Consider the following 23,878-nt stretch of genomic DNA (forward strand, 5'->3'; position numbering starts at 1 on the left):
GTTGATTCTTGATGGAGAATCAACCTCGTTCGGATTTTTTCATGGGTAGGGTAAAAGTAAGTTTCATGTATGAAGTTGCTTCTAGCTGTTGCACGGAAATCAACAGCGGTGTAACCAGTCATCCATACTAGATCATTTTCCAATTTGTTCGTCTCTAAATTGGTTTGAGATAGTTATGTCTCATTCTCTTTTATTGTGGTTATAAAGAGCATAATTGAGATTCGAAATCTTGCTACAGCACATTTTAAAAGCAAATATGTTGAAACAAGGGAAGTTTTTTAGTATCTTCTATCTTTATTCATCCCTGCATACATAGGATTAATCAAAGTAAAGAATAAAAAGAGTGCAAAACATTCGATAATTAATCCTAGATTAAAATGATTATAAAAAAGTATTGACTATAATAATAGCTCGTGTATAATAAAGAATGTAATCAATAGTCATTACTAGTTTATAATGATACTAATAATCGTTATCAAATAGAAACTGTCATTGATTGCATTAAAAATAATACATACAAGCATAAGCTTGTGAAATACATTGTACAAGGAGAGGTTTTGACATGGCAGAACGTATGGTAGGAAAACAAGCACCACGCTTCGAAATGGAAGCAGTACTTGCAAATAAGGAATTTGGAAAAGTAAGTTTAGAAGAAAATATGAAAAACGGTAAATGGACAGTATTGTTCTTCTATCCAATGGACTTTACATTCGTATGTCCAACAGAAATTACAGCTCTATCAGATCACTACGAAGAGTTTGAAGATCTAGATGCTGAAGTTGTAGGCGTTTCTACAGATACAATTCATACTCACTTAGCTTGGATTAACACAGATCGTAAAGATAATGGACTTGGAGATTTGAATTATCCATTAGCTGCAGATCCAACTCATGCAGTAGCACGTGATTACGGCGTGTTAATTGAAGAAGAAGGCGTAGCGCTTCGCGGATTATTTATTATTAATCCAGAAGGTGAATTGCAATACGCAGTTGTAAACCATAACAACATCGGCCGCAGCGTAGAAGAAACATTACGTGTACTTCAAGCCCTTCAAACTGGCGGACTTTGCCCAGCTAACTGGAAACCAGGTCAAAAAACACTTTAATAAATAGCGGTGGAGTAGAGGAGAAATTCCTCTACTGCTGCCATTAAAATAGAAAAGATAGTTTTCTAACTATAAAAGACAGAATATTCAGTTTTTATTAATAAGGAGGATTTTAAAATGAAATTACGTGAACAAATGCCTGAATTAACTGGAGCAACATCTTGGATTAACGACGAAGTAACAAAGGAAGACTTAGTAGGTGATAAAGCAACGCTTATCCACTTTTGGTCAGTAAGCTGCCATTTATGTAAAGAAGCAATGCCTGAAGTTAATGATCTTCGTGATGAGTATGATGATCAATTGAATGTTGTAGCGGTTCATATGCCTCGTTCGGAAGATGACTTAGATATGGGTGTTATTGAGGCAATGGCCATGGGACACGATATTACTCAGCCAATTTACGTAGACAGTGAGCATAAGTTAACAGACGCTTTTGAAAATAAATATGTACCAGCATATTATGTATTTGATAAAGAAGGTCAGCTTCGTCATTTCCAAGCGGGTGGAAATGGAATGCCGATGCTTCGCAAACGTATTAACCGCGTCTTAGGCGAAGAATAATCTCTACATGAAGAAGAAATAAAAAGGGCCGGGATAAAAATATTTTAGACGAAGTTAAAAACGAACCACTGATCAACATGTTTGATTAGCGGTTCGTTTTTTTTTGCTAGGCTGAACGTAGATTTCATCTGTTTCGTTCCTATAGCAGTTGATTGGAGGGCAAAGCGAAGACTCCTGCGGGAAAAGCGGAACAGGTGAGACCCCACAGGAGCGCATGCGACGAGGAGGCTCACCGGCCGCCCGCGGAAAGCGAAGTCTTGCACGGAAATCAACGGCCGTGTCACAAGCGGATCAGCTCATGTATCCTATTTGTTCGTCTTTAAATTAGATTCATTTCGTTATGTCTCAATCTCTTTTTTATTTTTTACTGAGTCATTTCAATCATTAATAAGCCTTTCATCATATTGACATAAAAAACCTAATATAGTTAAATTTATATAAGAACAAATGTTCGTTTTGGTGTTGTTATTTTACTCTTTTCTCCCTTTTTAATAAGTATAAGAAAAAAAGGAGGAGATTTGCACAATGACTCAGCTCTATTCGCAGCAAGAAAAGCGGCACGACAAAGAATGTACCTTTCATACATTTCTTACAAACCACAGCGCAACTCTTCAGACTCATATAATGAATACATTTTTGACACCAGAACGCTATGAGCGATTACAAAAAGCGGTTGTTAAAAATGATACAAAAGAACAAATACTTCTAAACAAAGAATTTCATCAGTTTTATAGCGAAGTTAGATTGCTTCATTATATTAACAAGCTTTGCAGACATTATTCCAGAGATGTTATGCGTGTCAAAGAAAAAGAGCGTTCTTATATTCCTCTTCGCCTGCAGCAGCCGGCTGCGCTAGATGGAAATCGAACAGTGGAAGATATGCTAGGAGTACAGGACGGGGCTGTATGGGAGCATGGATTTTTAGGAAATCAACTCGAAAATCGTATTCTTCATCATGCATTTCGCCAATTAACGGCCAAGCAGCAGTGTATGCTGCACTTGATTATTGTCGAACGCTGGACTCATAAAGAAATCGCTGCTTATTTTTCTATTTCTCAGCAAGCGGTTTCTAGTCATTATCAACGTGCGCTAAGCAAGTTAAAAAAAATTATGAAGGTGAGTGATAGATATGTTTGATCCTCAGTGGCTTCAACTTGTTGGAAACGTAGGATTTCCCGCTGTCCTTTCTTTTTATTTATTACTGCGTGTAGAAAACAATATAAAGCGACTTGAAGAAAAAGTGGAAGAATTAACAACTGACTTAAGAAAGAAGTGAAGAAATGGAAACTCTATATGAGCTTGTAAATAAAGTGAAAGCTGGAGATGAAGAGGCGTCAAGGCGTTTATTAAAAAAGCTGGAACCAAAACTAAATAAAGCTGTTCAAAGCTTTTCGCTGCATGAGAGAGAAGACGTAAAGCAAGATTTAAAGATTAAAATTCTTTCCGCTGTTAAGACGTTTGATTTTTCCAAAACGCCAGGACTTTGGGAATTTTTACGCCATAAATAAAAAAGAGCGCTCGTTGTATCGACGCTCTTTTTTTATTTTTGCTGCAGTTTCACTACTTACCTTACAGTGAAAAATCCAAAAAATATAAAATGGATAAATATTAAAAAAAAGGTAAAAAGTGATGTGTGCAAATAGAGTTTAGTAGTATACTAACAAGTAGAATTTCTTGTATAAAAGGAAGATAATCACTCTTCATATAGAGAGGGTTGTCGGCAACGAATAGAGGATAGAAGAGTTTTATTTAATGAAGGAAAAAATCGTGCTGTTCGATAAATCAAACAGCACGATTTATAAAAAAGCGGCAGTAAATAATATGTAAGCTAAGAAGCCTATTGTTTTTTGTTTTAGCTTTTGGAAAGAGGTGAAGAATAAAGTGAGTCAACTTCTCTTTAATATCACGTTAATTATTTCTTTCATGTTTGCTGCGAGTATAGTTCGAGAGCAAATCATTTATAGAGTAGAAGGAATAAACCGGTACAAAATGTATCGCTTAATTTATTACGGATGTTCTTACGGCCTATTAGGCAGCATTTTAATGATATATACAATTAAAATAGATTCTACTATTATTCTTGACCTTCGCTTTTTAGCGGTGACAATTGTTTGTCTTTATGCAGGAATGGTACCGGCTATCATTGCGGCTTGTATTATAGGGGTAATGCGTCTGCTTTTGTTTGGAATTACGGCAAGCGGAATAATAGGCGCTGCTACAATTATCGTAATGGCTTTACTGTCTGGGTGGACGGTTCGCTTACCTTATCGTCCATTTATTCGTTTTCAATTAATGAATTCTATTAGCTTGCTTTGCGTATTCTTCTCATTGTCCTTTCTTTTTAAAGATATCAAGCACGCTGCTACAATTATCATTTATTTACTGCCTGCTTCTTTTATAGGTGGGTGTTTGGTGTATCTGGTAGGTAGATATATATATGTATCTCGAGTAACGACAAGTCAGCATAAAAAGCTGTCTAAAATGTTTTCGGTTATGGTTCAAAATGCAAAGACAGGTACCATGATTGAAACGCCAGAGCGCGAAGTAGCCGTTATTAATCAAACTTTTTGTGACATGTTTGATATACCCGGACCTCCTAATCAATACGTTGGATTGAAAAGTAATCAGCTGTTTTTATCTCACGCTCCTATGTTGAAAGATCCTGCTAGGTTTTTAAAAACGGTAGAAAGCACCGTTTATTCAAAAGAGTCAATAGTAGATGAAGAAATTACGTTTATTAACGGTAAAATTTATGCGCGGGACTACATTCCAATCTATGAAGGTCATGTGTATATTGGTCACTATTGGGAATATCGAGATATTACGGAGAAAAAGAAGGCTGAGTGTGATCTTCGCAAAGCCAATAAAAAGCTTGAAATGCTGTCTATGAAAGATGGCTTAACAGGTCTGAACAACCGCCGATCTCTTGATAAACAGCTGGAAATTGAGTGGGGATACGCAAAGAAAGAAAAAGAGCCGCTTTCTTTTCTCTTATTTGATATTGATTATTTTAAAGCGTATAACGACACCTATGGCCATATTCAAGGAGACGAATGCTTAAAAGAAGTAGCGAATATTGCTAAAAGCGTTGTTTTTGATGAACCGGCTTTTGTCGCAAGATACGGAGGAGAAGAGTTTGGTATATTGCTTCCTAGAGCTAATCAATATGAAGCGATAAAAATGGCAGAAGCTATTAGACAGCAAGTGGAGCAGCGTGGAATTATCCATCAAGCTTCTGACGTGTTTAAGTGTGTCACAATCAGTGTTGGAATAATGACAGTCGTTCCATCCGAAAACATACCCCCCATTTCAATTGTCCATCAAGCAGATCAGGCTTTATATGAAGCAAAGCGTACGGGTCGAAATCGAATTTCAGTATATTCTCACCACAAAGAAGCTGACTCAAACGTTTGAGTCAGCTTTTAAAACAGATATAAGCCTCTTATTTAGGAGGAGCTTTTTCTTTTTCGTCTTCTTCCATAATTCCTTTTGTAGCGTTTTTAAACTCTTTTAACGTTTTTCCGGCAGCTTTGCCTAATTCCGGCAGTTTCTTTGGGCCAAAAAGCAATAGAGCGACAAATACAATTAAGGCAATTTCTCCAAACCCAAGGTTCATTGTCATCGTCTCCTATTTTTTGAAAGTGTTTACAAGTTTAGTATAGCATGAAAAGAGGGGAAGTAGTACACCCTTATCCAGTGATTTTAAGGCCGATTACACCTGCTACAATACAAAAAATAAATAAAATTCGACGCATATCTTTTGCTTCGCGAAAGAAAAACATGCCAAGAAGTACGCTTCCGGCAGCCCCTACTCCCGTCCATATACCGTAAGCTGTTCCAAGAGGTATTTGCTTTAATGCTAAGGAGAGAAAATAAAAACTTCCTGCACCGAAAAGGATAAATCCAATCGAAGGAAACAATCGCTTAAATCCATCTGAAAGTTTTAAGAAAATCACAAATCCCACTTCGCAAAAACCGGCAGCTATTAATGCAATCCAAGCCATGTTAAGATTCCTCTCTTTCTGTTTCTTCGGTAGAAATTAACTTTAAACCAACGATTCCAAAGATCATTAATCCTAAAAATAAAATCTTTCCAATATTTGCGCCTTCGTCTAAAACGGTCATTCCAAGTATCGCTGTGCCTGCAGCTCCTATACCAGTGAACACTGCATAAGCTGTTCCGACAGCAATTTTTTTTAAGGCATTTGAAAAGAAATAAAAGCTGATGACAATTGTGACGATCGTAATAATTGTTGGAGTTAATTCAGTGAATCCGTGTGAATATTTTAAGCCAATTGCCCATACAATCTCGAGTAAACCAGCGATAATAAGGTAAATCCAAGCCATTTTAATTCCTCCTTACATAATAATAAGCCCTTTTTACAGGGCCTATTTAGCACGTATGCCTTCCCAAAATATTGTCCAAGCATCGTGGATTTTTTGGTCATAATACTCTGGTTCATAATAAAAGCGCTGAATGAACAGTCCGTCGGTTAAACAATAAAAGCTATTGATATACAAATCAATCGGACGTTCAATTATTTCGCCTTCAGCCATTCCCTGTGTAAAAATAGCATGCAGAATTTGATCAGACAATCGTTCGCTTCTTAAGAAAATAGCTTTTACTTCCGACTGTAAATGTTCAGGTGGAAACAAAATAAGACGACGGTACATCTGGCCAAAAGAATCTTTTTCAATCATCGTGCAGAAATCTACAACAAAGCAGTGAAGCTGTTCTTTAGCAGACTTTGTTTTATGCTGTTCGTATATAACAGATAACTTTGTTAAAAATAAATTCATTAAATCATGCACGGTTAGTAAAAATAAGTCGTCTTTGTTCTTAAAATGAGCGTACAGGGAAGGTTTTTTTATGCCTACTTTTGATGAGATATCAGCAAGCGATGTTTCTGTATAGCCTTTTTCTCCAAAGAGCTCCATTGCTGCAGCTCTAATTTTTTCTACAGTTGATAATTCACTCAAGAAAAGCTCCTCCTCAATCTAACTAACGGTCGTTAGGTAAAAGATATCAAATATAAAAAAAAGAAGCAAGGGAATCGCTTCTTTTTAATGTATTTTCATTAAATGACGCTGAGTTAAAAATAAAGAGAAGATAAAAATAAGCTCAAACGTATTTGTTACAGCTGTGCTTGGTATAGGAATTGACACGGCACTTCCTACAATCATCACGGCTACTCCAATCATCATACTGCTCCAGCGCGTCTTGCGAAATAAGGAAATTCCAACAAAAAGCAAAATAATCGCCACAATGAGAACCATAAGGGGTGGACCGGATGATCCCACTAATGTATAGCGAACAATGCCATATTCACGTACAACTTCCATACGCTGACTAATCGTCTCGAGTGTTTCATAGCTAATTAAGGCAAACGTAGTTAGCAAAAAAAGAATGCCGGCAACAGGTTTTTTAGCCCATGTAATCGTCGAATATTTCGCTACGCCATACGCAAAGAGCACCAAAGTAGGGGTAAATAAAGCGTGAAACCAAAAGCGAAGCATGCTAAGTGAACGTAAAGTATCGCCTTCACCGATAAATGAACCAATCCCAATCATTATATTATCGTAAATTAGTCCAGCTATTACTAAAGGAAGAAAAAGCATGTAAAACGGCGAAGTGTTTTTTCGCACTACATATATGCTAAAGAAAAACAGGACAATATAGCAAAAAGAAAATAGAAAATAAAGGATTGTATCAACCATTGTTTTCCTCCTTTTGATGATACTTCTTCTTTTTATGATAGCATCATATGCCAAAAAAGTGAGAAATCATGCATTTTTCTAGGAAATCTTAACGGACGAAAGACGCCTTTATCGGTAGAAAGATTCAGAAAATATTGAAATAAAAATAGGAAAAGAGGCCATAGTCAAGAGATTTAGATTTACTGAATTGATTATTAAATAAAGGAAATCTATAAAATAACAACAAAAGAACTAGGAATACATTGAGTCTAAATGCTTATATAATTAGAAAAAAATATTTAATGTCCTTTCTATTTAAGTAAGTTAAATGTAAGCATAAAATGATAAATAAATGTATTTTTCTTACTTTTATATCTATCTATCATCCTTACAGGTACGGTTGTTAGACAAATCCAATTGGTATATCCATAAAAAGGAATTAATGGGATAAAATATTTTTTATCCCACCTTTATATTACAAAACGTTTTCTAAAGTTAAGAAATTTTTAATTACGTAATAATTCCGTGTGTTAATTGTAAGAGTGGTGTATAAAATATTCCTGTTATTATGGTAAAAAAAGGTATCGATGGAATTTTTCTAGGTAAATAAACTTTAGACCTATTCTGTAAATTTCAAATAAAACGATGAGTTTTTAATTCGGTGAATAGACAATCGGAATTGTAAGAATATATAACATTTGAGCTATTGACCACTAATGAGCGCAGATGATAGTTTTAGAGCTGTTGAAATTGGTACTCGAGTCCATTTTTCAAAGCAGGTGTTTTAGCAGCATGCTAGCGCTGTTAATTGATTTAGCTCCCATACATATATATAGGGAGTGAAACTATGAAATCGTATATCTATCATTATGAATCAAAAGCATTCATAACGTATCCAACAGGAGAAGTTTGGAAGGAGAAGAATGAAACATGATCTTAATTATCCTATGCTGCCTATTTTTAGTAGGGTATGGCGTTTGGGAGTATCGCAGACATTTACGCAAGCTGCATTCAATTCCTGTACGAGTGAATGTTAATGGTATTCGCGGAAAATCCACCGTTACACGATTGATTACAGGTATTGTAAAAGAAGCAGGTTACAAAACAGTAGGGAAAACGACAGGAACACAAGCGCGTATGATCTACTGGCATACAAGTGAAGAAGAACCAATTATTCGTCGTAAAGAAGGTCCGAACATTGGAGAACAGCGACGAGTGGTAAATGAAGTTGCCGATATTGGCGCGGAAGCTCTTATTTGTGAATGTATGGCGGTACAGCCTGATTATCAAATCACATTCCAAAATCAGCTGATTCAAGCTAAGGTAGGCGTAATTGTAAACGTACTAGAAGATCACATGGATGTAATGGGTCCAACTCTAGATGAAGTTGCTCAAGCGTTCACTGCTACTATTCCTTACGATGGCCACCTTGTTACAATTGAAGGTCCATATTTGGAATACTATAAAAAAATAGCCGCAGAGCGCAACACAAAAGTTATTGTAGCTGACAATGATAAAGTATCTGAAGAGTATTTACGTGAATTTGATTATATGGTTTTCCCTGATAATGCTTCCATCGGTTTAGCAGTAGCAGAAGCACTTGGTATCGATGCTGAAACAGCGATGAGAGGAATGTTAAATGCTCAGCCTGACCCAGGAGCTATGAGAATTACAACGTTTGGCGATGAAAAAAATCCAGCATTTTTAGTAAATGGATTTGCTGCCAACGACGCTTCTTCCACGCTTCGTATTTGGGAACGTGTAGATTCAATGAACTATAGTGAAAAGCTTCCTATTGTCATTATGAACTGCCGTCCGGACCGTGTAGATCGCACGGAGCAATTTGCTGAAGATGTAATGCCATACATTGAAGCGGACGTAATGATTGCAATTGGTCAGACGACCTCACCAATCGCTGCAGCATATCAAAGAGGCGAATTGCCAACAAAAGAATTCTGGGATATGGAAGGCGCTTCTACAGAAGAAATTTTAGAGCGCATGAAGCCTTATTTAAAAGATCGTATCGTATACGGTGTCGGAAATATCCACGGTTCAGCCGAGCCGCTTGTTGAAGCTATTATTGAAATGAAAAAGATGAGAAAAGCAGTTTAATCTAGGAGGCCATTTCATGTTCGGATCAGATTTATATATCGCCCTTGTGTTAGGGGTTACACTAAGCTTAATTTTTACAGAAAAAACGGGCGTATTGCCAGCCGGTCTTATCGTACCGGGGTATTTAGCTCTTGTATTTGATCAGCCAATTACCATTTTAATGATTTTCTTAATTAGTATTTTAACGTATGTTATCGTCGTGTACGGAATCTCAAAAGTAGTTATTTTATATGGACGTCGCAAATTTACAGCGATGTTAATTACGGGTATTGTGATTAAAGTTGCATTTGATTATTTCTTCCCGATCTTGCCGTTTGAAGTGTTTGAATTACGCGGAATTGGTATCATTGTACCGGGCTTAATTGCAAATACAATGCAAAAGCAAGGTCTTCCTTTAACAGTTGGAACAACGGTTTTATTAAGTGGTGTAACATTTGGAATTATGCAAGTTTATTATTTATTTTAATACACAAACAAACCGCAGCTGGTAAAGGAAGGTGAAAGCGTTGAAAGAGAAAAAATTAAACTTTCAAGAAAAAGTATTGATGTTTATAAAGAAAACAAAGCCTACCACGGGCAAGCAAGCTCTTATCTTAACGCCAATTTTAATCGTAATTTTAGCTCTTTCAGGATGGATGGAGCGTTCGGATGCTCTTGAAAACCCTGAGACGGCTAATCCAGAGGCCAATAATGATTTAACGATGACTATGGTCGGAGACATTATGATGGGTCGCCATGTAAGAGAAGTAACTGAACGCTACGGAGAAGATTTTGTATTCCGCAACGTGGAGCCGTTCTTTAAAAATTCGGATTACGTAAGCGGGAACTACGAAACGCCGATTTTAACAAATGACGTAGATTCATATAAAGCAATGGAAAAAGGTATTCATTTATATAGTAAGCCTGCTGATCTAGCGACTGTTAAAAATGCAGGTTTCGACGTATTAAACTTAGCGAACAACCATTCAATGGACTACAGTGCAAAAGGGTTAGAAGATACGATCTCTACTTTTGAAGCAAACAAATTAGATTTTGTTGGTGCTGGCCGTAACTCTGAAGAAGCAAAGCATATTTCGTATAAAGATGCTGACGGTATCCGCATTGCAACAGTAGGTTTTACAGATGTACATTCAGACGGAATGTCGGCTGGAAAAAACAACCCAGGTATTTTAAAAGCAGATCCGGATCTTATTTTCAGCACGATTCAGCAAGCGAAAGCAAATGCTGATTTAGTTGTAGTAAATGCCCACTGGGGTGAAGAATACGATGCACAGCCAAGTCCTCGTCAAGAAGGACTAGCAAAAGCGATGGTAGACGCTGGTGCGGACATTATCATTGGTCACCATCCGCATGTTTTACAGTCATATGACGTATATAAAGGTTCGGTTATTTTCTATAGCTTAGGAAACTTTATTTTTGACCAAGGGTGGTCAAGTACAAAAAATACAGCGATGGTTCAATATCATTTAAACAAGCAGGGACAAGCTAAAATTGATGTTATTCCAATGGTTATTAAAGCAGGTACACCAACTCCAACAGATAACCCTTGGCGCATGAAGCGTATTTATAACGATTTAAACAAGTTTTCTTCAAACCCTGAACTGTTAGAAAAAGAACGAAACAAGTTTGAATTAAACTTAGATCATTCTCGCATTATAAAACATGCAGAGGAGCGCAAAAAGAACGAAGCGCAAGCTAACTAATAGCCCGTCATACACAGAGGAGGTAAAAGATGATAAATAAACGTAATACAATTATTGTTTCCATTGTCATCTTTTCACTCATAGTAGGTGTATGTGTTTATCAATTTATGTTTCCAAAACAAGAATATGCAGTAAGTACTTCAGATCCTCGCGCCACAAAAGTAGGTATGGAAATTCTTAAACAAGGCGGTACAGCAGTTGATGCAGCTATTGCCATTTCCTACACGCTTGGTGTTGTGGAACCGTACGGATCAGGACTTGGGGGAGGCGGCGGAATGCTGATTGATCCAGCAGATGCCTCTCCAACATTTATTGACTACCGAGAAATTGCACCTAAGAATGATAAAGAAGATGAGATTGGCGTACCAGGGTTCGTCGCTGGTATGGATTATATTCAGCACCACTACGGATCTATGTCGATGAGCAAACTAATCGACCCGGCCATTAACTATGCCGAGAATGGGTACAAAGTGGACAAAGATTTGCACGATAGGCTGGTTTCATACAAAAGTAATGTGAATGAAGATGAAATTCCTAGCTTTTATCCAGATAAGGACGCCATTAACACAGGTGAAATTGTCAAACAGCATGAATTAGCGAACACGCTGCAAAAGATTAAGGAAGAAGGGCCAAATGCTTTTTATAGAGGAAAAATTGCAGACGATATTACAGAAGAAACAAAAGTAAGTCACAAAGACTTGCGAAAGTATGCGCCTGTTGAACGCAAACCTCTATCGACAAATTATAAAGGTCATCAAATTATTTCAGCACCTCCGCCTTTTGCTGGTGCTACGCTTATTCAAATGTTAAAAATGACGGATCAAGAAGATATTTGGAAGCTGAAGGAATCGCATCCTAGTCTTTATTATCATTTTCTTGGTCAAATTTCAAAAGTAGCTTATCAAGACCGCTTGAAAAAAATTGCTGATCCGGCTTTTATAAAAGAAACGCCAAATGATTGGATCGACGATCATTACGTGCATTTACTTCGTAATAAATTAAATAATACTGAAACAGATCATACCAAAGTAAGCGATGTCGAAGAACATGAAAGTACCACTCATTTTGTTGTCATGGACGGTGAAGGAACCGTTGTATCAACAACGAATACGCTGAGTAATTTCTTCGGCAGCGGTGAATATGTAGATGGATTCTTTTTAAATAATACGCTCAATACGTTTGGGGAAGGAATTAATAAGCGTCAACCTGGTAAGCGTCCAAGAACATTTACAGCCCCTACCATTATTCGTGAAGGTGATGAATGGGTAATGTCCATTGGCACACCGGGAGGAAATCGCATTCCTCAAGTGTTAACGCAAGTAATTGGGGATTATTTTGAAGACAAAGATTCCATTAAAAACGCAGTAGAAAACAAGCGTGTCATTTTTGATTCTCATAAGTTTTATTCAGAAGCTAAGCTTAAACAGTCAACTAAAGATGGTTTAAAAACGTACGGCTATGACTTAAAAAACAATGATAACGCGATGTTTTACGGAGGCGTTCAAGCACTTGTGAAAGACTTAAAGAAAAATAAGATTCAAGGTGACGCTGATCCGCGCCGCCACGGTTTATGGGAAAAAAGTACAGACTAACTTAATTGGAGGAATAGAAAATGATCGCAAAACGAATCGTAGGGATTGTAGGACCAATTGCTATTGTAGCAGGAGTAGTAGCAGGACTTGGAGCTTTAAAACATCCGGCTACTCTTTCAACAGATGAACAGCAAAAAATTGAAAATAACGTAAAAATGATTGAACAAACAAAATCTGCTGCTGCAGATGCAGTAAATGATGCTGCAGCAGTGTCTGGGAAATAAAACATATATAGTGATAAAAAGGCATCGTCCGGGGCGATGTCTTTTTTGTGTCCAATGTATTTTATGGATAAAAATGAAAGCGCTTCACAAAATATACATATGAGTAAAAATGGAGGGGAATGTGTGAATAAAAAATTACTGTTATTTAATATTGTTGCTGTTTTGTTGTTAATCGGCGTTATAGCCGTTTTCTTTATGACTCAATCAAGTACAGAATTTAATCCTAAAAAGCTCCTAAAAAAAAATAATGATCATTCTTATGGTGTGAGCTCTTCTAATTCTCTGGCAGCAAATGTAGGGATGGACGTATTAAAAGAAGGGGGGAATGCAGTAGATGCGGCCATTGCTATTTCGTATGCCCTCAATGTAGTCGAACCTTTTGGATCCGGAATTGGTGGAGGTGGAGGTATGCTGATTGCCAAAAAAGATCAGCCTGCTACCTTTATCGATTACCGGGAAACCGCTCCAGCTTCTATGAACGGTAAAAACGGCGTGCCGGGATTTGTCGCTGGTATGGAATATATTCAGCAGAAGTATGGTACAAAATCAATGAATGATTTAATTCAGCCGGCTGTTGAATACGCTGAAAAAGGGTTTGAAGTAGACTCTCTTTTATCTTCTCGATTGTATTACTCTAGAGGAAGGATGGATGTAGACGATCTATCCGCTTTTTATCCGAAGGGAGAAGCAATCGAAGAAGGGGAAACGCTGTCGCAGCCCGTGTTAGCTAAAACGCTAATCAAGATTCAGCGGGAAGGTGCATCTGCATTTTATAAAGGAGACGTGGCACAAGATCTTGCTGATGCAACGCCTATTTCTAAAAAAGACTTATCTTCCTATCAAGTGACAGAAACCAAGCCTGTCGTTTCTGCTTACAATGGAACGGAAGTGATTTCAGCGCCTCCGCCTTTTTCCGGAATTACGCTGATTCAAATGTTAAAAATGGCAGAGAAAGAAAATCTTGAAACAATGCCTGACAAAGAATATTACGAAACGATGAACAGAATTAAAAAAGCAGCTTACTCCGACCGGTTAAAACAAATCGGCGATCCAGATTTTCATAATCAAAACTCAAGTGAATTAGTTAGTGATGATTATATAACAAACTTGGTCAATCACCCGACACGTTCTTCAGGTGAAGGCGATGAAGAACACGAAAGTACAACACATTTTGTGGTTATTGATTCAGAAGGAACCGTCGTATCTACAACCAATACGTTGAGTAACTTCTTTGGTACAGGCGAACAAGTTGACGGCTTTTTTCTTAATAACAATGCTGATACCTTTGGAAGCAAAGAACCGAATAATCGCGAGCCGGGAAAAAGAGCAAGAACTTTTACGGCTCCAACTATTATAAGAGAAAAAGGTGAGTGGGCGATGGGAATAGGTTCTCCGGGCGGAACGCGGATTCCTCAAATTTTAACTCAGGTACTTTCTAAAAACCTTGAAGGAAATGAACCGCTTCAAGAAGCTGTAAACGAACCGCGATTTATTTTTGACGATTCGATTATTTATGTAGAGCCCGATTTAAATACAAAAAATATTCCTTCTGCGTTTCGAATAGAAACAAAGGAAAGCGACGTCTTTTATGGAGGTATCCAAGCGTTAACCATTAATTTTCAAGATAAACAAATGGAAGGAGCCGGAGACCCTAGAAGAAATGGAGTTTGGAAAACAGGAGATTAACGAAGTAAAGATTCCTTCTCATATGCTTAGGCATAGTGAGAAGGCGTTTGAAAATATCGAATGGAATGAAAATCTTTGTCGCTGGAATGAAAATGTACGTAAATAGGCGAACGATCTAAAGCAGGGTGAGCGTTGAAAAACGTGGCATCACCGTAGCGCAAAGCTTTTAGCAAGTAAGGCATTTCCTGTTTGAAAATAGCATATCGTATGGCTTGAACGGATTTTTCCGTTTGTTCATTTCCAATAAATACGTATACATACAGCGTATCAACACCGTCTTTGTGGAGCCATTCGGCAAAAAGCTCATTTCGCTGCTCATTTAATTGATCAACAGCAAACTTTTCGTCGATCCAAAGAAATAAATCGTCTGTTTGTTCAGAATGTGTGAGCGTATAGCGTCGCCCAATAAAAGGAAAGGTAGGCGTGCTTCCTTGCCGGTATGTGACGCTAAATTGCTGAGGATTAAAAGCAGACAAAGGGCATCTTCCTTTCACGCTTTTAAGTAGTTTATGCATAAAAAAGAGAAATTTCACACATTCGTCAAGAATTTTAAGCTGTTTTTCTTACATGCATACTTATGAAAAAGTTGTTACACTGAAGAAAAGAAATAGTGGGTGATAAAAGATGGAGCCGCTGTATATTGTCTTATCAATTTTTTTAGCAGCGATGCTATCGTATGATATTGCTAAATTTGTTCGAGGGGACCGGCCAGATTGGAAAGAGGGTTTCGTGACGGGCCTTGTGTTCGTGGGCTTTTTAGCAGCCATGCAAATGGCTTTTCACATTGTATAGCGACGAAAGAGGCTGGGACAAACGTAGTTTAGTTGAAGGAAGATCCGAACAATGAATTGTTCGGATCTTTTATGGTTAGGGTGAACGTAGATTCCATTGATTTCGTTATGTCTCAATCTCTTTTTTAAAGATATGCCGGATAAGTTTAGTCCGGCAATACTAAAAAGCCCCGATATCGAATAAGCTGTTGTATACTGCATTTTTGATAAAGGGGCTTTTTACTTGTATCGAAAAAAAACACTGCTTTTGAAGCGAAGTTTAGGAGTAGCTGTGTTTCTTTCTGTTATTGCGCTGGGAGTTTGGATGTTTCAATTTACATTTTTTTCTCCGAGTCATCAAGCCAAATCTGCTGTAAAAGAATTTTATACGCTAGAACAGGAAGGGAACTTTTCGGAATCATGGGATCTTTTTCATTCATCCATGAAAAAGAAGTGGACAAAAGGTGCATACATACAAGATCGAGCACACGTATTTCTCAATCATTTCGGGGTAGACACTTTTACGTATTCCATTGAAGATGTTGAAAAAAGAAAGAGCTGGAAGATGGAAAATGATCGTAAAGCGTTTCCTGTGGTTTACGAAATGACCGTTATCCAAACGTATAAAGGGAAATATGGAAACTTTGATTTGGTGCAAAAAGTGTATGCTGTTCGTGAAAAAGGAGAATGGAAAGTCGTGTGGGATTATAAACAGTAGGAGAGCCTGCTGTTTTTTTATCTTCATAAGAAATGAGCATACCTCAGCTGTTAATAGGCCTCTTTTTTAACAGAAAAAACGTTATGTTTTTTTGCGAGTGGGTAAAATGAAAGAAGGAGGCGAACACAGATGAAATTTAAAACGATTTTATTTGATGCATATGGAACACTGTTTGATGTACATACCGTTATTGAAACGTGTGATAAGCTGTATCCGGAACGAGGAGAAAGGATTAGCCATTTATGGCGTTTGAAGCAAATTGAATATGCAATGCAATATCAGCTGATGGGACGATACGTTGACTTTTATACATTAACAAATCAATCCCTGAAATATGCAGCAGAAGCAAATGATATTGATTTAACGGAACACGAAGAAAAAATGCTGATGAGTGCTTACATGAAGCTGAATGTCTACGATGAGGTCAAAGAGGTGCTCGCCTATTTAAAAGAAAAAGGATATCGTCTGGCTATTTTTACGAATGGTCCTAAGCACATGATTGATCCGCTTGTTTCTTATCACAACATGAATCATTTATTTGAAGACGTTATTTCCGTAGACGAAATCAAACAGTACAAGCCTACGATGGCAAGCTATCACTATGCAAAAAATAAAATGAACGCAAAAAGAGAAGAAGTATTATTTTTGTCATCGAATACATGGGATATTGCCGGTGCTAAAAACTACGGGTTCGCAACGGCTTGGGTCAACCGAAAAGGAAATGTAGCTGAACATAAAGAATTGCAGCCAAACGTAATCATTAAGAGCTTAAATCAGCTTACTAAATAAAAAAAGAACGAGCATTAAGCTCGTCCTTTTTTATTTATTGCTAAATGTATCTTTTGTTTCGCCTACTGCTTTTTGAGCATTTCCTTTTGTTTTCTCAGCTTTTCCTTCACGCTGAAGGTCGCGGTTATTCGTTGCATTTCCCACTTGATCTTTTACTTCACCTTTAGCTTTTGATACATTTCCTTTAATTTTATCTCCTAAACCTTTACTCATTTTAATCTTCCTTTCTATTAGTAATTAAGTAGTGTTACTTGTCTGTTCCACCATTAGAAAGAAATTAAACATATTTTCTGATTTTAACTTAAACAGAAGCTAAGCGTACGATATTCAGGAGTAATGTTTAGGCACTATCATTACTATTGTTCGGAGGTTTTAAGCTCCCAATCATCATAAATCTGAGATTCATAAGGCCATGATAATAAGCTCAAAGATTCCACTGCTTTTAGAACAAGAGGTGAAGCATTATTGATGTTGAGATCTTGCGTTGCAATCCACAATGCTTCCAAAGAATCCTGTCCTTCAAACTGTACGGGGTTGGAAAGAAGCTCACCGCCGGCAATGTCTACGTAATAAAATACGGCAATGTGATGCACGTGAGTAAATTCTTTCCACTTACAGGGATACTGAAAATCTGTTGTACCCGCTTGAGAAACAATGTTAATCTCAAAGCCTGTTTCTTCCACAAATTCTCTTTTCATCGCTGCCGTTAATGTTTCACCGTGCTCTAGCTGTCCGCCTGGCAAATCAAAACGATGAATATACGGACCTCTATTTTTTCGAATAACAAGCATCTTGTTATCTCGCATACAAATTCCATATACGCCAAAGGCGCGATCATAGTTTGGTTCCATCTTTTTTTCACTACTTTCTATAACAGAATGGCTTGATAAAGCATAGTTTGATTTCTTTATCCTACCATACATTTTGCTATAGAACCTTTTTTAATGAGATGCTTTTACAGTAAGCGTGCGGGAAACGGCACTTTCGTTATGCAAACGGTCAACAGAGGTTACAACATATGTGTATGTTTGATTTTTGAGTGCATTTGGATCTACAAACAATTGTTTTTCTCCTGTTTTTCGAACGGTTGTCAGCAGGTTTTCTGCGCCGTTAATGTCGCCTTTTTTATTGCCTTGAAAGCGATAAATGGCATAATAAGCGGAATCATTCTGCTGGTGATCTCGAATTTCAAATGCTGCTTCTTTTGTATGAGGGCCCGCATTTTTTAATTTTGGTGCTTTTGGTGCCGTATTATCAAGCCAAGGCATTGCTGGAATAAGCGCAGGGTGTTTATAAATATCGTTTTGCAGCTTGTCTTTTATTCCTAGCGGGTTTCGGTTCAAATCTTTCAGGCTAAAATGCATGCTTCCCTGTACTTCTGGAAACTGGTGATTTAGAGCAATTTGCCTTGGATACTCATCGGGATCAGACCAAGCTTCCACCGCGTTGTTATTAATTTTGTAAGCAGCTTGTCCAATATAAAGGTGGACTGGCTTTCCGCGCACTTCATCTCTCCACCAGGTGAGCAGCGTATCGTAAGCAGCGGGTTCAAATCCGATATTCCAATAAATTTGCGGAGTGATGTAATCAATGTATCCATTTTGAATCCACTTACGCGTATCGGCATACAAATCATCATAGTTTGTTTGTCCGGCAGTCGTCTCAGAGCCGGTTGGATCATTAGCGATGTTTCGCCATACGCCGAACGGACTGATGCCAAACTTCACGTATGATTTTGTTTTTTTTATAGACTTATTTAAATCCTGAACAAGCTGATTCACATTGTCACGCCGCCAGTCTTCAATATTGGGAAACGTTTGAACACCGTAGGTTTCATATGTTTTTTGATCTGGGAACGTTTGACCTGCAATTTTGTAAGGATAAAAATAGTCGTCCATATGAACAGCATCAATATCATAGTTTCTTACGACTTCGAGCACTTCTTCAATAATAAAGTTTTTTACTTCTGGAATACCTGGGTTGTAGTAGAGTTGTTTTCCGTAGGAGACGACCCAATCAGGATGTTGTTTGGCAGGATGATTATCGGCTAGTTTGTTTAAATCAGTATGATTCATTGTAATGCGGTAAGGGTTAAACCATGCGTGGAATTCTAAGTTGCGCTTGTGTGCTTCGTCTACCATAAAGGCCAGAGGATCATAGCCGGGATCTTTTCCTTGTGTACCGGTTAAATATTCTGACCACGGGCCATATTTTGACGGATAAAAGGAATCGGCGGTCGGTTTAATTTGAACGACAACAGCATTCATCCCCATCTTTTTGACTTCATCTAGCAAATAGGTAAACTCTTTTTTCTGCTGTTCAACCGGAAGACCAGGCTGAGAAGGCCAGTCAATATTGTATACGCTTGCAATCCAAGCGGCTCGGAGCTCCCGTTTTTGATATGTGGTAGGTACGTCTGCTTTAGCAGGCAATGTGCTCGAACAAAACAGCAGCAAAAACAAGATGCCTCCAACCCATTTTTTAATATGCATGTTCGTTCCTCCTTCTTTTTTGGTTGAGATAAAATTTCTTTCATAATATAGCATGCGGTCGTTATATTCACAATAGATTTTAATGAAATATTCTGAAAAATAAAATAAAGTTTTAAAAATATCAGAAAAATATTGAAATTAAACTTCAGAAAAAATATAATAATGGTAATTTAAAGAATGTTTTAGAAATACGTTACTTAACGATGGAGGAATTCATGCGCCAATTTTCCGTACTTACTTTAATCGATGCACAAATGAATCATTACAGTCCCGCTGAAGGAAGAGTAGCCGATTACGTTCTAGAAAATCCCACGACCACGTTGAACTTAACGACCAAACAGCTAGCTAAGCAGTGTCAGTGCAGCGAAGCTACGATTATTCGCTTTTGTCAGCGTGTAGGCATTAATAGTTTTAAAGAATTAAAGATTGAATTAGCAAAAGATGCTCATAAGGTGAATACCGAACAGCTGCCGAATCTTCCAGTTAATTTTGAAGATGAGACCGATGCTGTGCTTGAAAAAGTCATAAGCAAAAGTATGAGCGCACTGATGAATACAAGTCGATTAGTGAGCACTTCTGCAATTGATGCAGCTGCGGAAGCTATTCATGGAGCGAAACGAGTGTTTTTATACGGAGCGGGAGGATCAGCTGTAGTTGCACTAGATGCTCAGTATAAACTGCTTCGAATTGATATTTCGGCTCTGTTTTCATTAGATAGTCATGTTCAAATGGTGATGGCTACAAATATGACAAAAGATGATGTGCTGTTTGTGGTATCCACTTCGGGTCAAACAAAAGAAGTGGTAGAGCTGATGCAAATAGCCAAAGACAAAGGAGCAGCCGTCATTTTGCTAACGCAGCACGGATCATCGCCAGCTTCTAGATTAGCTGATATTCTGCTGACTATTTCGGTAGAAGAACAGCATATTCGAATTGGAACGATGAGCGCTCGTATTGCTCAGTTAGCCATTGTAGATGCGATGTTTATACGGTTATGTATTCAAAAAGGCAATCAAGTGTTTGAACGCATAATCGATACACATAATGTAATTCAAAAAATAAAGAGGTAGGGGGAAACGAGAAAATGAAGGTATTGTTTGTATGTTCTGGAGGAATGTCAAGTGCGATTGTGGTAAAAGCATTAAAAACGGAAGCACAGAAGCACGGAACGGATATGGAAGTGCTGGCAATTGGAACAAATGAAGTGGCAGAGGAAATTCAAAAGGGCTGGGACGTTGTAATGGTTGCACCGCAGATTCGTCACCGGTTTAACGCAGTTAAAGCAGAAGCGGATAAAGCTTCCGTTCCATGCGGACCTATTCCGCCGCAGGCTTATACGCCGCTTGGAGGTCCAACGCTTTTTAAAACGGTTCAACAGCTCGTTAGCTAAGAAAAGCAGGTGTATTCCTGCTTTTTAAATAGATAAGGGGTTTTATTTACACAAGGGGAGAATATAGAGGGGGAAAGGGTATATGAGCAAATTTGTGTCGTTTTTAGAGAACAATTTATCAGGACCTATGGCCAGGTTATCGGAACAGCGGCATCTTCAAGCCATTCGCGATGGTGTAATTTCCGCTTTACCGTTTATCATTATCGGAAGTTTTTTCTTGATTCTAGCATTTCCGCCTGTGCCGCAAGATAGCACAATCGCGAAATGGGCAGCTGATAACAGCGCGAATATTTTAATACCGTATCGCGTAACGATGTTTATTATGTCTTTATATATAGCCTTTGGGATAGGATACAACTTGTCTAAAAGCTATAATCTCGATCCGCTGTCAGGAGCGCAAATTGCAGTAGCTGCACTACTTCTTACGGTGACTCCAAAGCTGATTGAAGAAGAAGGCTTTATGCTGCCAATGACAAACCTTGGAGGTCACGGTTTATTTGTGACGATGATTGTATCGATTTTATCGGTCGAGATTCTCAGGTTTTGTAAAGCAAAAAATGTCACCATTAAAATGCCGGAACAAGTGCCTCCTTCAGTATCACGGTCTTTTGAAGCGCTGATTCCAGTGGCTATTGTTGTTGTACTTATGACAATTATTACGATTGTTTTAGGTATCGACCTTCATCATTTAGTTGATAAACTAGTTGCTCCGCTTGTGGAAGCTGGAGATAGTTTAGCAGGAGTGTTAATACCGGTTTTCTTAATCACGTTTTTCTGGTCATTCGGAATCCACGGCGTCTCTGTTGTTGGAACAGTGGCACGGCCTGTATGGGAAGTGTACTTAGCAAAAAATGCTGAAGCGGTAGCGGACGGAGCTTCCACACTTCCGTATATTGCACCTGAAACGTTCTTTCAGTGGTTTGTTTGGATTGGAGGATCTGGAGCGACGCTAGGTCTTGCCTTAGCGATGCTGTTTTTCTCAAAATCTAAATATTCGAAAGCGCTTTCTAGGACATCTTTTATTCCAGCGGTTTTTAATATTAACGAACCAATTATTTTCGGTTTGCCAATTGTCTTAAATCCTATTTTAATTATTCCATTTATCATTATCCCGATTATTACAACGATCATTTCATACGCAGCAACGGCGACAGGTCTTATTACGCCAACCTACGTAATGGTTCCATGGACGCTCCCGGCGCCGATCGGAGCTTATCTATCAACCGGAGGAGACTGGCGGGCGGTTGTGCTAGTCATTATCAATATTGCTATTTCTGTTGTCATTTATCTTCCGTTCTTTAAAATGTACGACCGAAAGATGGTCGAAATGGAAAAAAGCGATGAAGCAACGGTTGCACCATCCGATAGTTCAGTTCAAATGTAAAGAAAGAGAAGCCAACTTGTTTGGCTTCTATCTCTTTAGTAGGAGTGAGGGTCAATGTTTGTTCGGTTTCGATATAAAACTGTGTTTTTATTTCTGCTAACCATGGTTCTTTGCAACGTTATTTTTACACCTCTGCTGCAGTATGCTGGTTTATCAGCGCAGCATAGTTTATTTGCCATTACAAGTCTATCAGCAGCGCTGCTTACAACATTTATTTCCATTCGGCTTTCAAACGCAGCTTTATCTAAAACCGCCGTTTGTATACGCTTTGTTTTGCTTGGAATAGGGTGCACAGCCGTTACATATTTAGCCGTTTTTTAACAAGGAGGGACAAAAAATGAAAGTAGTGACAATAGGGGGAGGATCAAGCTACACACCGGAATTGGTCGAAGGGTTTATTAAACGATATGATGAGCTTCCAATTCGAGAGCTATGGCTTGTAGATATTGAAGAAGGAAAAGAGAAGCTTGAAATTGTAGGAGCACTTGCGAGAAGAATGGTCAAAAAAGCAGGTGTTGATATGGAAATTCATTTAACGCTTGATCGACAAAAAGCGTTGATAAATGCTGATTTTGTAACGACACAGCTTAGAGTAGGTCAGCTTGATGCGCGTATTCAAGATGAACGCATCCCTCTTAAGTACGGAATGATTGGTCAAGAGACAAACGGGGCGGGAGGATTATTTAAGGGCTTGCGAACGATACCCGTTTTGTTGAAAATTGCCGAGGAAATACACGAAGTTTGTCCAAACGCCTGGCTTATTAATTTTACAAATCCTGCAGGTATGGTAACGGAGGCACTGCTTCGCTACGGAAAGCATTCTAAAGTAGTAGGAGTCTGTAACCTGCCTGTACATATGACAAACTCCATCGCCAGCTTGCTTCAAATAGAAAAAGAAGATGTTCACATTGAATTTGCAGGGTTAAATCACTTGGTATATGGACTGCATGTGTATGCAAAAGGAAAGGAAGTAACGCAAGAAGTCATTCGGCGATTAAGTGATCCAAAGTCCCAAGTAACAATGAGAAACATAGCTCCTATTCCGTGGCAACCGGACTTTTTGGAAGCTCTTGGCGTGATTTTATGTCCTTATCACCGCTACTACTACAAAACAAACGAAATATTAGCAGAAGAGCTTCTGGCCTTTCAGTCAGGTACCACACGCGCTGAAGTGGTCAAAGCATTAGAAGCCGAGCTTTTTGAACTCTATAAAAATCCAAATCTAGAAAGTAAGCCACCGCAGCTGGAAAAACGAGGAGGCGCTTATTACAGCGATGCTGCATGCAATTTAATTTCATCCATTCATAACGATAAAGGCGATATTCAAACATTAAATGTAAAAAACAATGGCGCTATTTCCTCACTCCCAAACGAATCTGCGGTTGAAGTAAACTGTGTAGTAACAAAGCAAGGGCCGGTACCACTCACTGTCGGTGAACTTCCGGTAGAAGTGAATGGACTTGTGCAGCAAATTAAATCGTTTGAACGAGTAGGGGCAGAAGCTGCGGTTACAGGATCTTATGAAAAAGCACTGGTTGCGCTGAGTATTAATCCGCTTGTTCCAAGTGACGAGCTGGCTAAGTCGGTCTTAGACGAACTGCTTCAAGCTCATCGCGAGTATTTACCTGCTTTTTTTAAGGAAGTGAACGCATAGT

General features: G+C 38.3%; 30 protein-coding genes. 21 read left to right on the plus strand and 9 right to left on the minus strand.

Annotated features, from left to right (window positions below):
* The first annotated feature begins 562 nt into the window (after positions 1-562).
* The 7 genes from JNUCC25_RS05030 to JNUCC25_RS05060 all read left to right on the plus strand — a co-directional run bounded on the left by JNUCC25_RS05030 (position 563) and on the right by JNUCC25_RS05060 (position 5,080).
* A complete protein-coding gene (locus tag JNUCC25_RS05030) occupies positions 563-1,105 on the plus strand; it encodes a peroxiredoxin (RefSeq protein ID WP_014461319.1) in 543 nt (180 codons plus the stop codon).
* A gap of 117 nt (positions 1,106-1,222) precedes the next feature.
* Positions 1,223-1,666 (plus strand): TlpA family protein disulfide reductase, encoded by a 444-nt coding sequence (locus JNUCC25_RS05035; RefSeq protein ID WP_013055693.1) that lies wholly within the window; start codon positions 1,223-1,225, stop codon positions 1,664-1,666.
* A gap of 148 nt (positions 1,667-1,814) precedes the next feature.
* Entirely contained in the window at positions 1,815-1,994 is a 180-nt protein-coding gene (locus JNUCC25_RS05040; RefSeq protein WP_055989280.1) for a hypothetical protein, read from the plus strand.
* Positions 1,995-2,191: 197 nt separating this feature from the next.
* The gene (locus JNUCC25_RS05045; RefSeq protein ID WP_029324918.1) at positions 2,192-2,803 is read left to right on the plus strand and encodes a sigma-70 family RNA polymerase sigma factor; all 612 of its coding nucleotides are present in this window, start codon (positions 2,192-2,194) and stop codon (positions 2,801-2,803) included.
* Positions 2,796-2,942 carry a YvrJ family protein gene (locus JNUCC25_RS05050; protein ID WP_013055696.1) on the plus strand — a complete coding sequence of 49 codons (147 nt, stop codon included), beginning with the start codon at positions 2,796-2,798 and terminating at the stop codon, positions 2,940-2,942. Before JNUCC25_RS05045 ends, JNUCC25_RS05050 begins: the two co-directional genes overlap by 8 nt.
* A gap of 4 nt (positions 2,943-2,946) precedes the next feature.
* Complete coding sequence (locus JNUCC25_RS05055; protein ID WP_013055697.1) at positions 2,947-3,174, plus strand: helix-turn-helix domain-containing protein; 228 nt, start codon at positions 2,947-2,949, stop codon at positions 3,172-3,174.
* Positions 3,175-3,547: 373 nt separating this feature from the next.
* Positions 3,548-5,080 carry a diguanylate cyclase domain-containing protein gene (locus JNUCC25_RS05060; RefSeq protein WP_240524177.1) on the plus strand — a complete coding sequence of 511 codons (1,533 nt, stop codon included), beginning with the start codon at positions 3,548-3,550 and terminating at the stop codon, positions 5,078-5,080.
* 28 nt (positions 5,081-5,108) lie between these two features.
* Here JNUCC25_RS05060 and JNUCC25_RS05065 read toward each other — a convergent pair whose 3' ends face one another.
* The 5 genes from JNUCC25_RS05065 to JNUCC25_RS05085 all read right to left on the minus strand — a co-directional run bounded on the left by JNUCC25_RS05065 (position 5,109) and on the right by JNUCC25_RS05085 (position 7,384).
* On the minus strand, positions 5,109-5,282 hold the full coding sequence (locus JNUCC25_RS05065; RefSeq protein ID WP_013055701.1) for a twin-arginine translocase TatA/TatE family subunit: 174 nt from the start codon (positions 5,280-5,282) through the stop codon (positions 5,109-5,111).
* 73 nt (positions 5,283-5,355) lie between these two features.
* Positions 5,356-5,670, minus strand: a complete 315-nt coding sequence (locus JNUCC25_RS05070; protein ID WP_029324920.1) for a DMT family transporter — start codon at positions 5,668-5,670, stop codon at positions 5,356-5,358.
* A gap of 1 nt (position 5,671) precedes the next feature.
* Positions 5,672-6,013, minus strand: a complete 342-nt coding sequence (gene sugE / locus JNUCC25_RS05075; protein ID WP_014461313.1) for a quaternary ammonium compound efflux SMR transporter SugE — start codon at positions 6,011-6,013, stop codon at positions 5,672-5,674.
* Between the two features lie 42 nt (positions 6,014-6,055).
* On the minus strand, positions 6,056-6,646 hold the full coding sequence (locus JNUCC25_RS05080; RefSeq protein ID WP_014461312.1) for a TetR/AcrR family transcriptional regulator: 591 nt from the start codon (positions 6,644-6,646) through the stop codon (positions 6,056-6,058).
* A gap of 84 nt (positions 6,647-6,730) precedes the next feature.
* Positions 6,731-7,384 (minus strand): hypothetical protein, encoded by a 654-nt coding sequence (locus tag JNUCC25_RS05085; protein WP_098448955.1) that lies wholly within the window; start codon positions 7,382-7,384, stop codon positions 6,731-6,733.
* A 909-nt stretch (positions 7,385-8,293) separates the two neighbouring features.
* On the opposite strand from JNUCC25_RS05085, the gene pgsB reads away from it, so the two are divergent.
* The 6 genes from pgsB (at position 8,294) to JNUCC25_RS05115 (ending at position 14,680) form a co-directional block, all read left to right on the plus strand.
* A complete protein-coding gene (pgsB, locus tag JNUCC25_RS05090) occupies positions 8,294-9,475 on the plus strand; it encodes a poly-gamma-glutamate synthase PgsB (RefSeq protein ID WP_013055706.1) in 1,182 nt (393 codons plus the stop codon).
* A gap of 16 nt (positions 9,476-9,491) precedes the next feature.
* Positions 9,492-9,941 carry a poly-gamma-glutamate biosynthesis protein PgsC gene (gene pgsC / locus JNUCC25_RS05095; protein WP_013055707.1) on the plus strand — a complete coding sequence of 150 codons (450 nt, stop codon included), beginning with the start codon at positions 9,492-9,494 and terminating at the stop codon, positions 9,939-9,941.
* A 40-nt stretch (positions 9,942-9,981) separates the two neighbouring features.
* Entirely contained in the window at positions 9,982-11,178 is a 1,197-nt protein-coding gene (locus tag JNUCC25_RS05100; RefSeq protein ID WP_013082012.1) for a CapA family protein, read from the plus strand.
* A gap of 29 nt (positions 11,179-11,207) precedes the next feature.
* Positions 11,208-12,770 carry a gamma-glutamyltransferase family protein gene (locus JNUCC25_RS05105; RefSeq protein ID WP_029324923.1) on the plus strand — a complete coding sequence of 521 codons (1,563 nt, stop codon included), beginning with the start codon at positions 11,208-11,210 and terminating at the stop codon, positions 12,768-12,770.
* A gap of 20 nt (positions 12,771-12,790) precedes the next feature.
* Positions 12,791-12,994 (plus strand): CapE family protein, encoded by a 204-nt coding sequence (locus tag JNUCC25_RS05110; protein WP_063670776.1) that lies wholly within the window; start codon positions 12,791-12,793, stop codon positions 12,992-12,994.
* 123 nt (positions 12,995-13,117) lie between these two features.
* Positions 13,118-14,680, plus strand: coding sequence for a gamma-glutamyltransferase family protein (locus JNUCC25_RS05115; RefSeq protein WP_029324924.1), 1,563 nt, complete (start codon positions 13,118-13,120; stop codon positions 14,678-14,680).
* Between the two features lie 26 nt (positions 14,681-14,706).
* Here JNUCC25_RS05115 and JNUCC25_RS05120 read toward each other — a convergent pair whose 3' ends face one another.
* Positions 14,707-15,156 carry a staygreen family protein gene (locus JNUCC25_RS05120; protein WP_028407691.1) on the minus strand — a complete coding sequence of 150 codons (450 nt, stop codon included), beginning with the start codon at positions 15,154-15,156 and terminating at the stop codon, positions 14,707-14,709.
* A 148-nt stretch (positions 15,157-15,304) separates the two neighbouring features.
* Here JNUCC25_RS05120 and JNUCC25_RS05125 point away from each other — a divergent pair, with 148 nt between their 5' ends.
* The 3 genes from JNUCC25_RS05125 (at position 15,305) to JNUCC25_RS05135 (ending at position 16,957) form a co-directional block, all read left to right on the plus strand.
* Positions 15,305-15,472, plus strand: a complete 168-nt coding sequence (locus tag JNUCC25_RS05125; RefSeq protein ID WP_170959558.1) for a hypothetical protein — start codon at positions 15,305-15,307, stop codon at positions 15,470-15,472.
* Positions 15,473-15,694: 222 nt separating this feature from the next.
* On the plus strand, positions 15,695-16,168 hold the full coding sequence (locus JNUCC25_RS05130; RefSeq protein WP_013082017.1) for a hypothetical protein: 474 nt from the start codon (positions 15,695-15,697) through the stop codon (positions 16,166-16,168).
* 129 nt (positions 16,169-16,297) lie between these two features.
* Positions 16,298-16,957: a haloacid dehalogenase type II gene (locus JNUCC25_RS05135; protein WP_064471359.1), complete on the plus strand. Its 660-nt coding sequence runs from the start codon at positions 16,298-16,300 to the stop codon at positions 16,955-16,957.
* Between the two features lie 30 nt (positions 16,958-16,987).
* Here JNUCC25_RS05135 and JNUCC25_RS05140 read toward each other — a convergent pair whose 3' ends face one another.
* The 3 genes from JNUCC25_RS05140 to JNUCC25_RS05150 all read right to left on the minus strand — a co-directional run bounded on the left by JNUCC25_RS05140 (position 16,988) and on the right by JNUCC25_RS05150 (position 19,449).
* Complete coding sequence (locus JNUCC25_RS05140; RefSeq protein ID WP_013055716.1) at positions 16,988-17,170, minus strand: CsbD family protein; 183 nt, start codon at positions 17,168-17,170, stop codon at positions 16,988-16,990.
* A gap of 143 nt (positions 17,171-17,313) precedes the next feature.
* On the minus strand, positions 17,314-17,808 hold the full coding sequence (locus JNUCC25_RS05145; protein ID WP_064471360.1) for an NUDIX hydrolase: 495 nt from the start codon (positions 17,806-17,808) through the stop codon (positions 17,314-17,316).
* Positions 17,809-17,898: 90 nt separating this feature from the next.
* Positions 17,899-19,449, minus strand: coding sequence for a glycoside hydrolase family 10 protein (locus JNUCC25_RS05150; RefSeq protein WP_064471361.1), 1,551 nt, complete (start codon positions 19,447-19,449; stop codon positions 17,899-17,901).
* A 215-nt stretch (positions 19,450-19,664) separates the two neighbouring features.
* Between JNUCC25_RS05150 and JNUCC25_RS05155 the strand changes: the two genes are divergently transcribed.
* From JNUCC25_RS05155 to JNUCC25_RS05175, 5 genes are all read left to right on the plus strand, one after another.
* The gene (locus tag JNUCC25_RS05155; protein WP_029324929.1) at positions 19,665-20,519 is read left to right on the plus strand and encodes a MurR/RpiR family transcriptional regulator; all 855 of its coding nucleotides are present in this window, start codon (positions 19,665-19,667) and stop codon (positions 20,517-20,519) included.
* 14 nt (positions 20,520-20,533) lie between these two features.
* Positions 20,534-20,839, plus strand: coding sequence for a PTS sugar transporter subunit IIB (locus tag JNUCC25_RS05160; RefSeq protein ID WP_013055720.1), 306 nt, complete (start codon positions 20,534-20,536; stop codon positions 20,837-20,839).
* A gap of 82 nt (positions 20,840-20,921) precedes the next feature.
* Complete coding sequence (locus JNUCC25_RS05165) at positions 20,922-22,223, plus strand: PTS sugar transporter subunit IIC (protein ID WP_057274422.1); 1,302 nt, start codon at positions 20,922-20,924, stop codon at positions 22,221-22,223.
* 54 nt (positions 22,224-22,277) lie between these two features.
* The gene (locus JNUCC25_RS05170; protein WP_013082025.1) at positions 22,278-22,544 is read left to right on the plus strand and encodes a hypothetical protein; all 267 of its coding nucleotides are present in this window, start codon (positions 22,278-22,280) and stop codon (positions 22,542-22,544) included.
* Positions 22,545-22,560: 16 nt separating this feature from the next.
* Positions 22,561-23,877: a 6-phospho-beta-glucosidase gene (locus JNUCC25_RS05175; protein WP_029324931.1), complete on the plus strand. Its 1,317-nt coding sequence runs from the start codon at positions 22,561-22,563 to the stop codon at positions 23,875-23,877.
* Position 23,878 lies beyond the last annotated feature (1 nt).

This window comes from Priestia sp. JNUCC 25 (assembly GCF_053667915.1).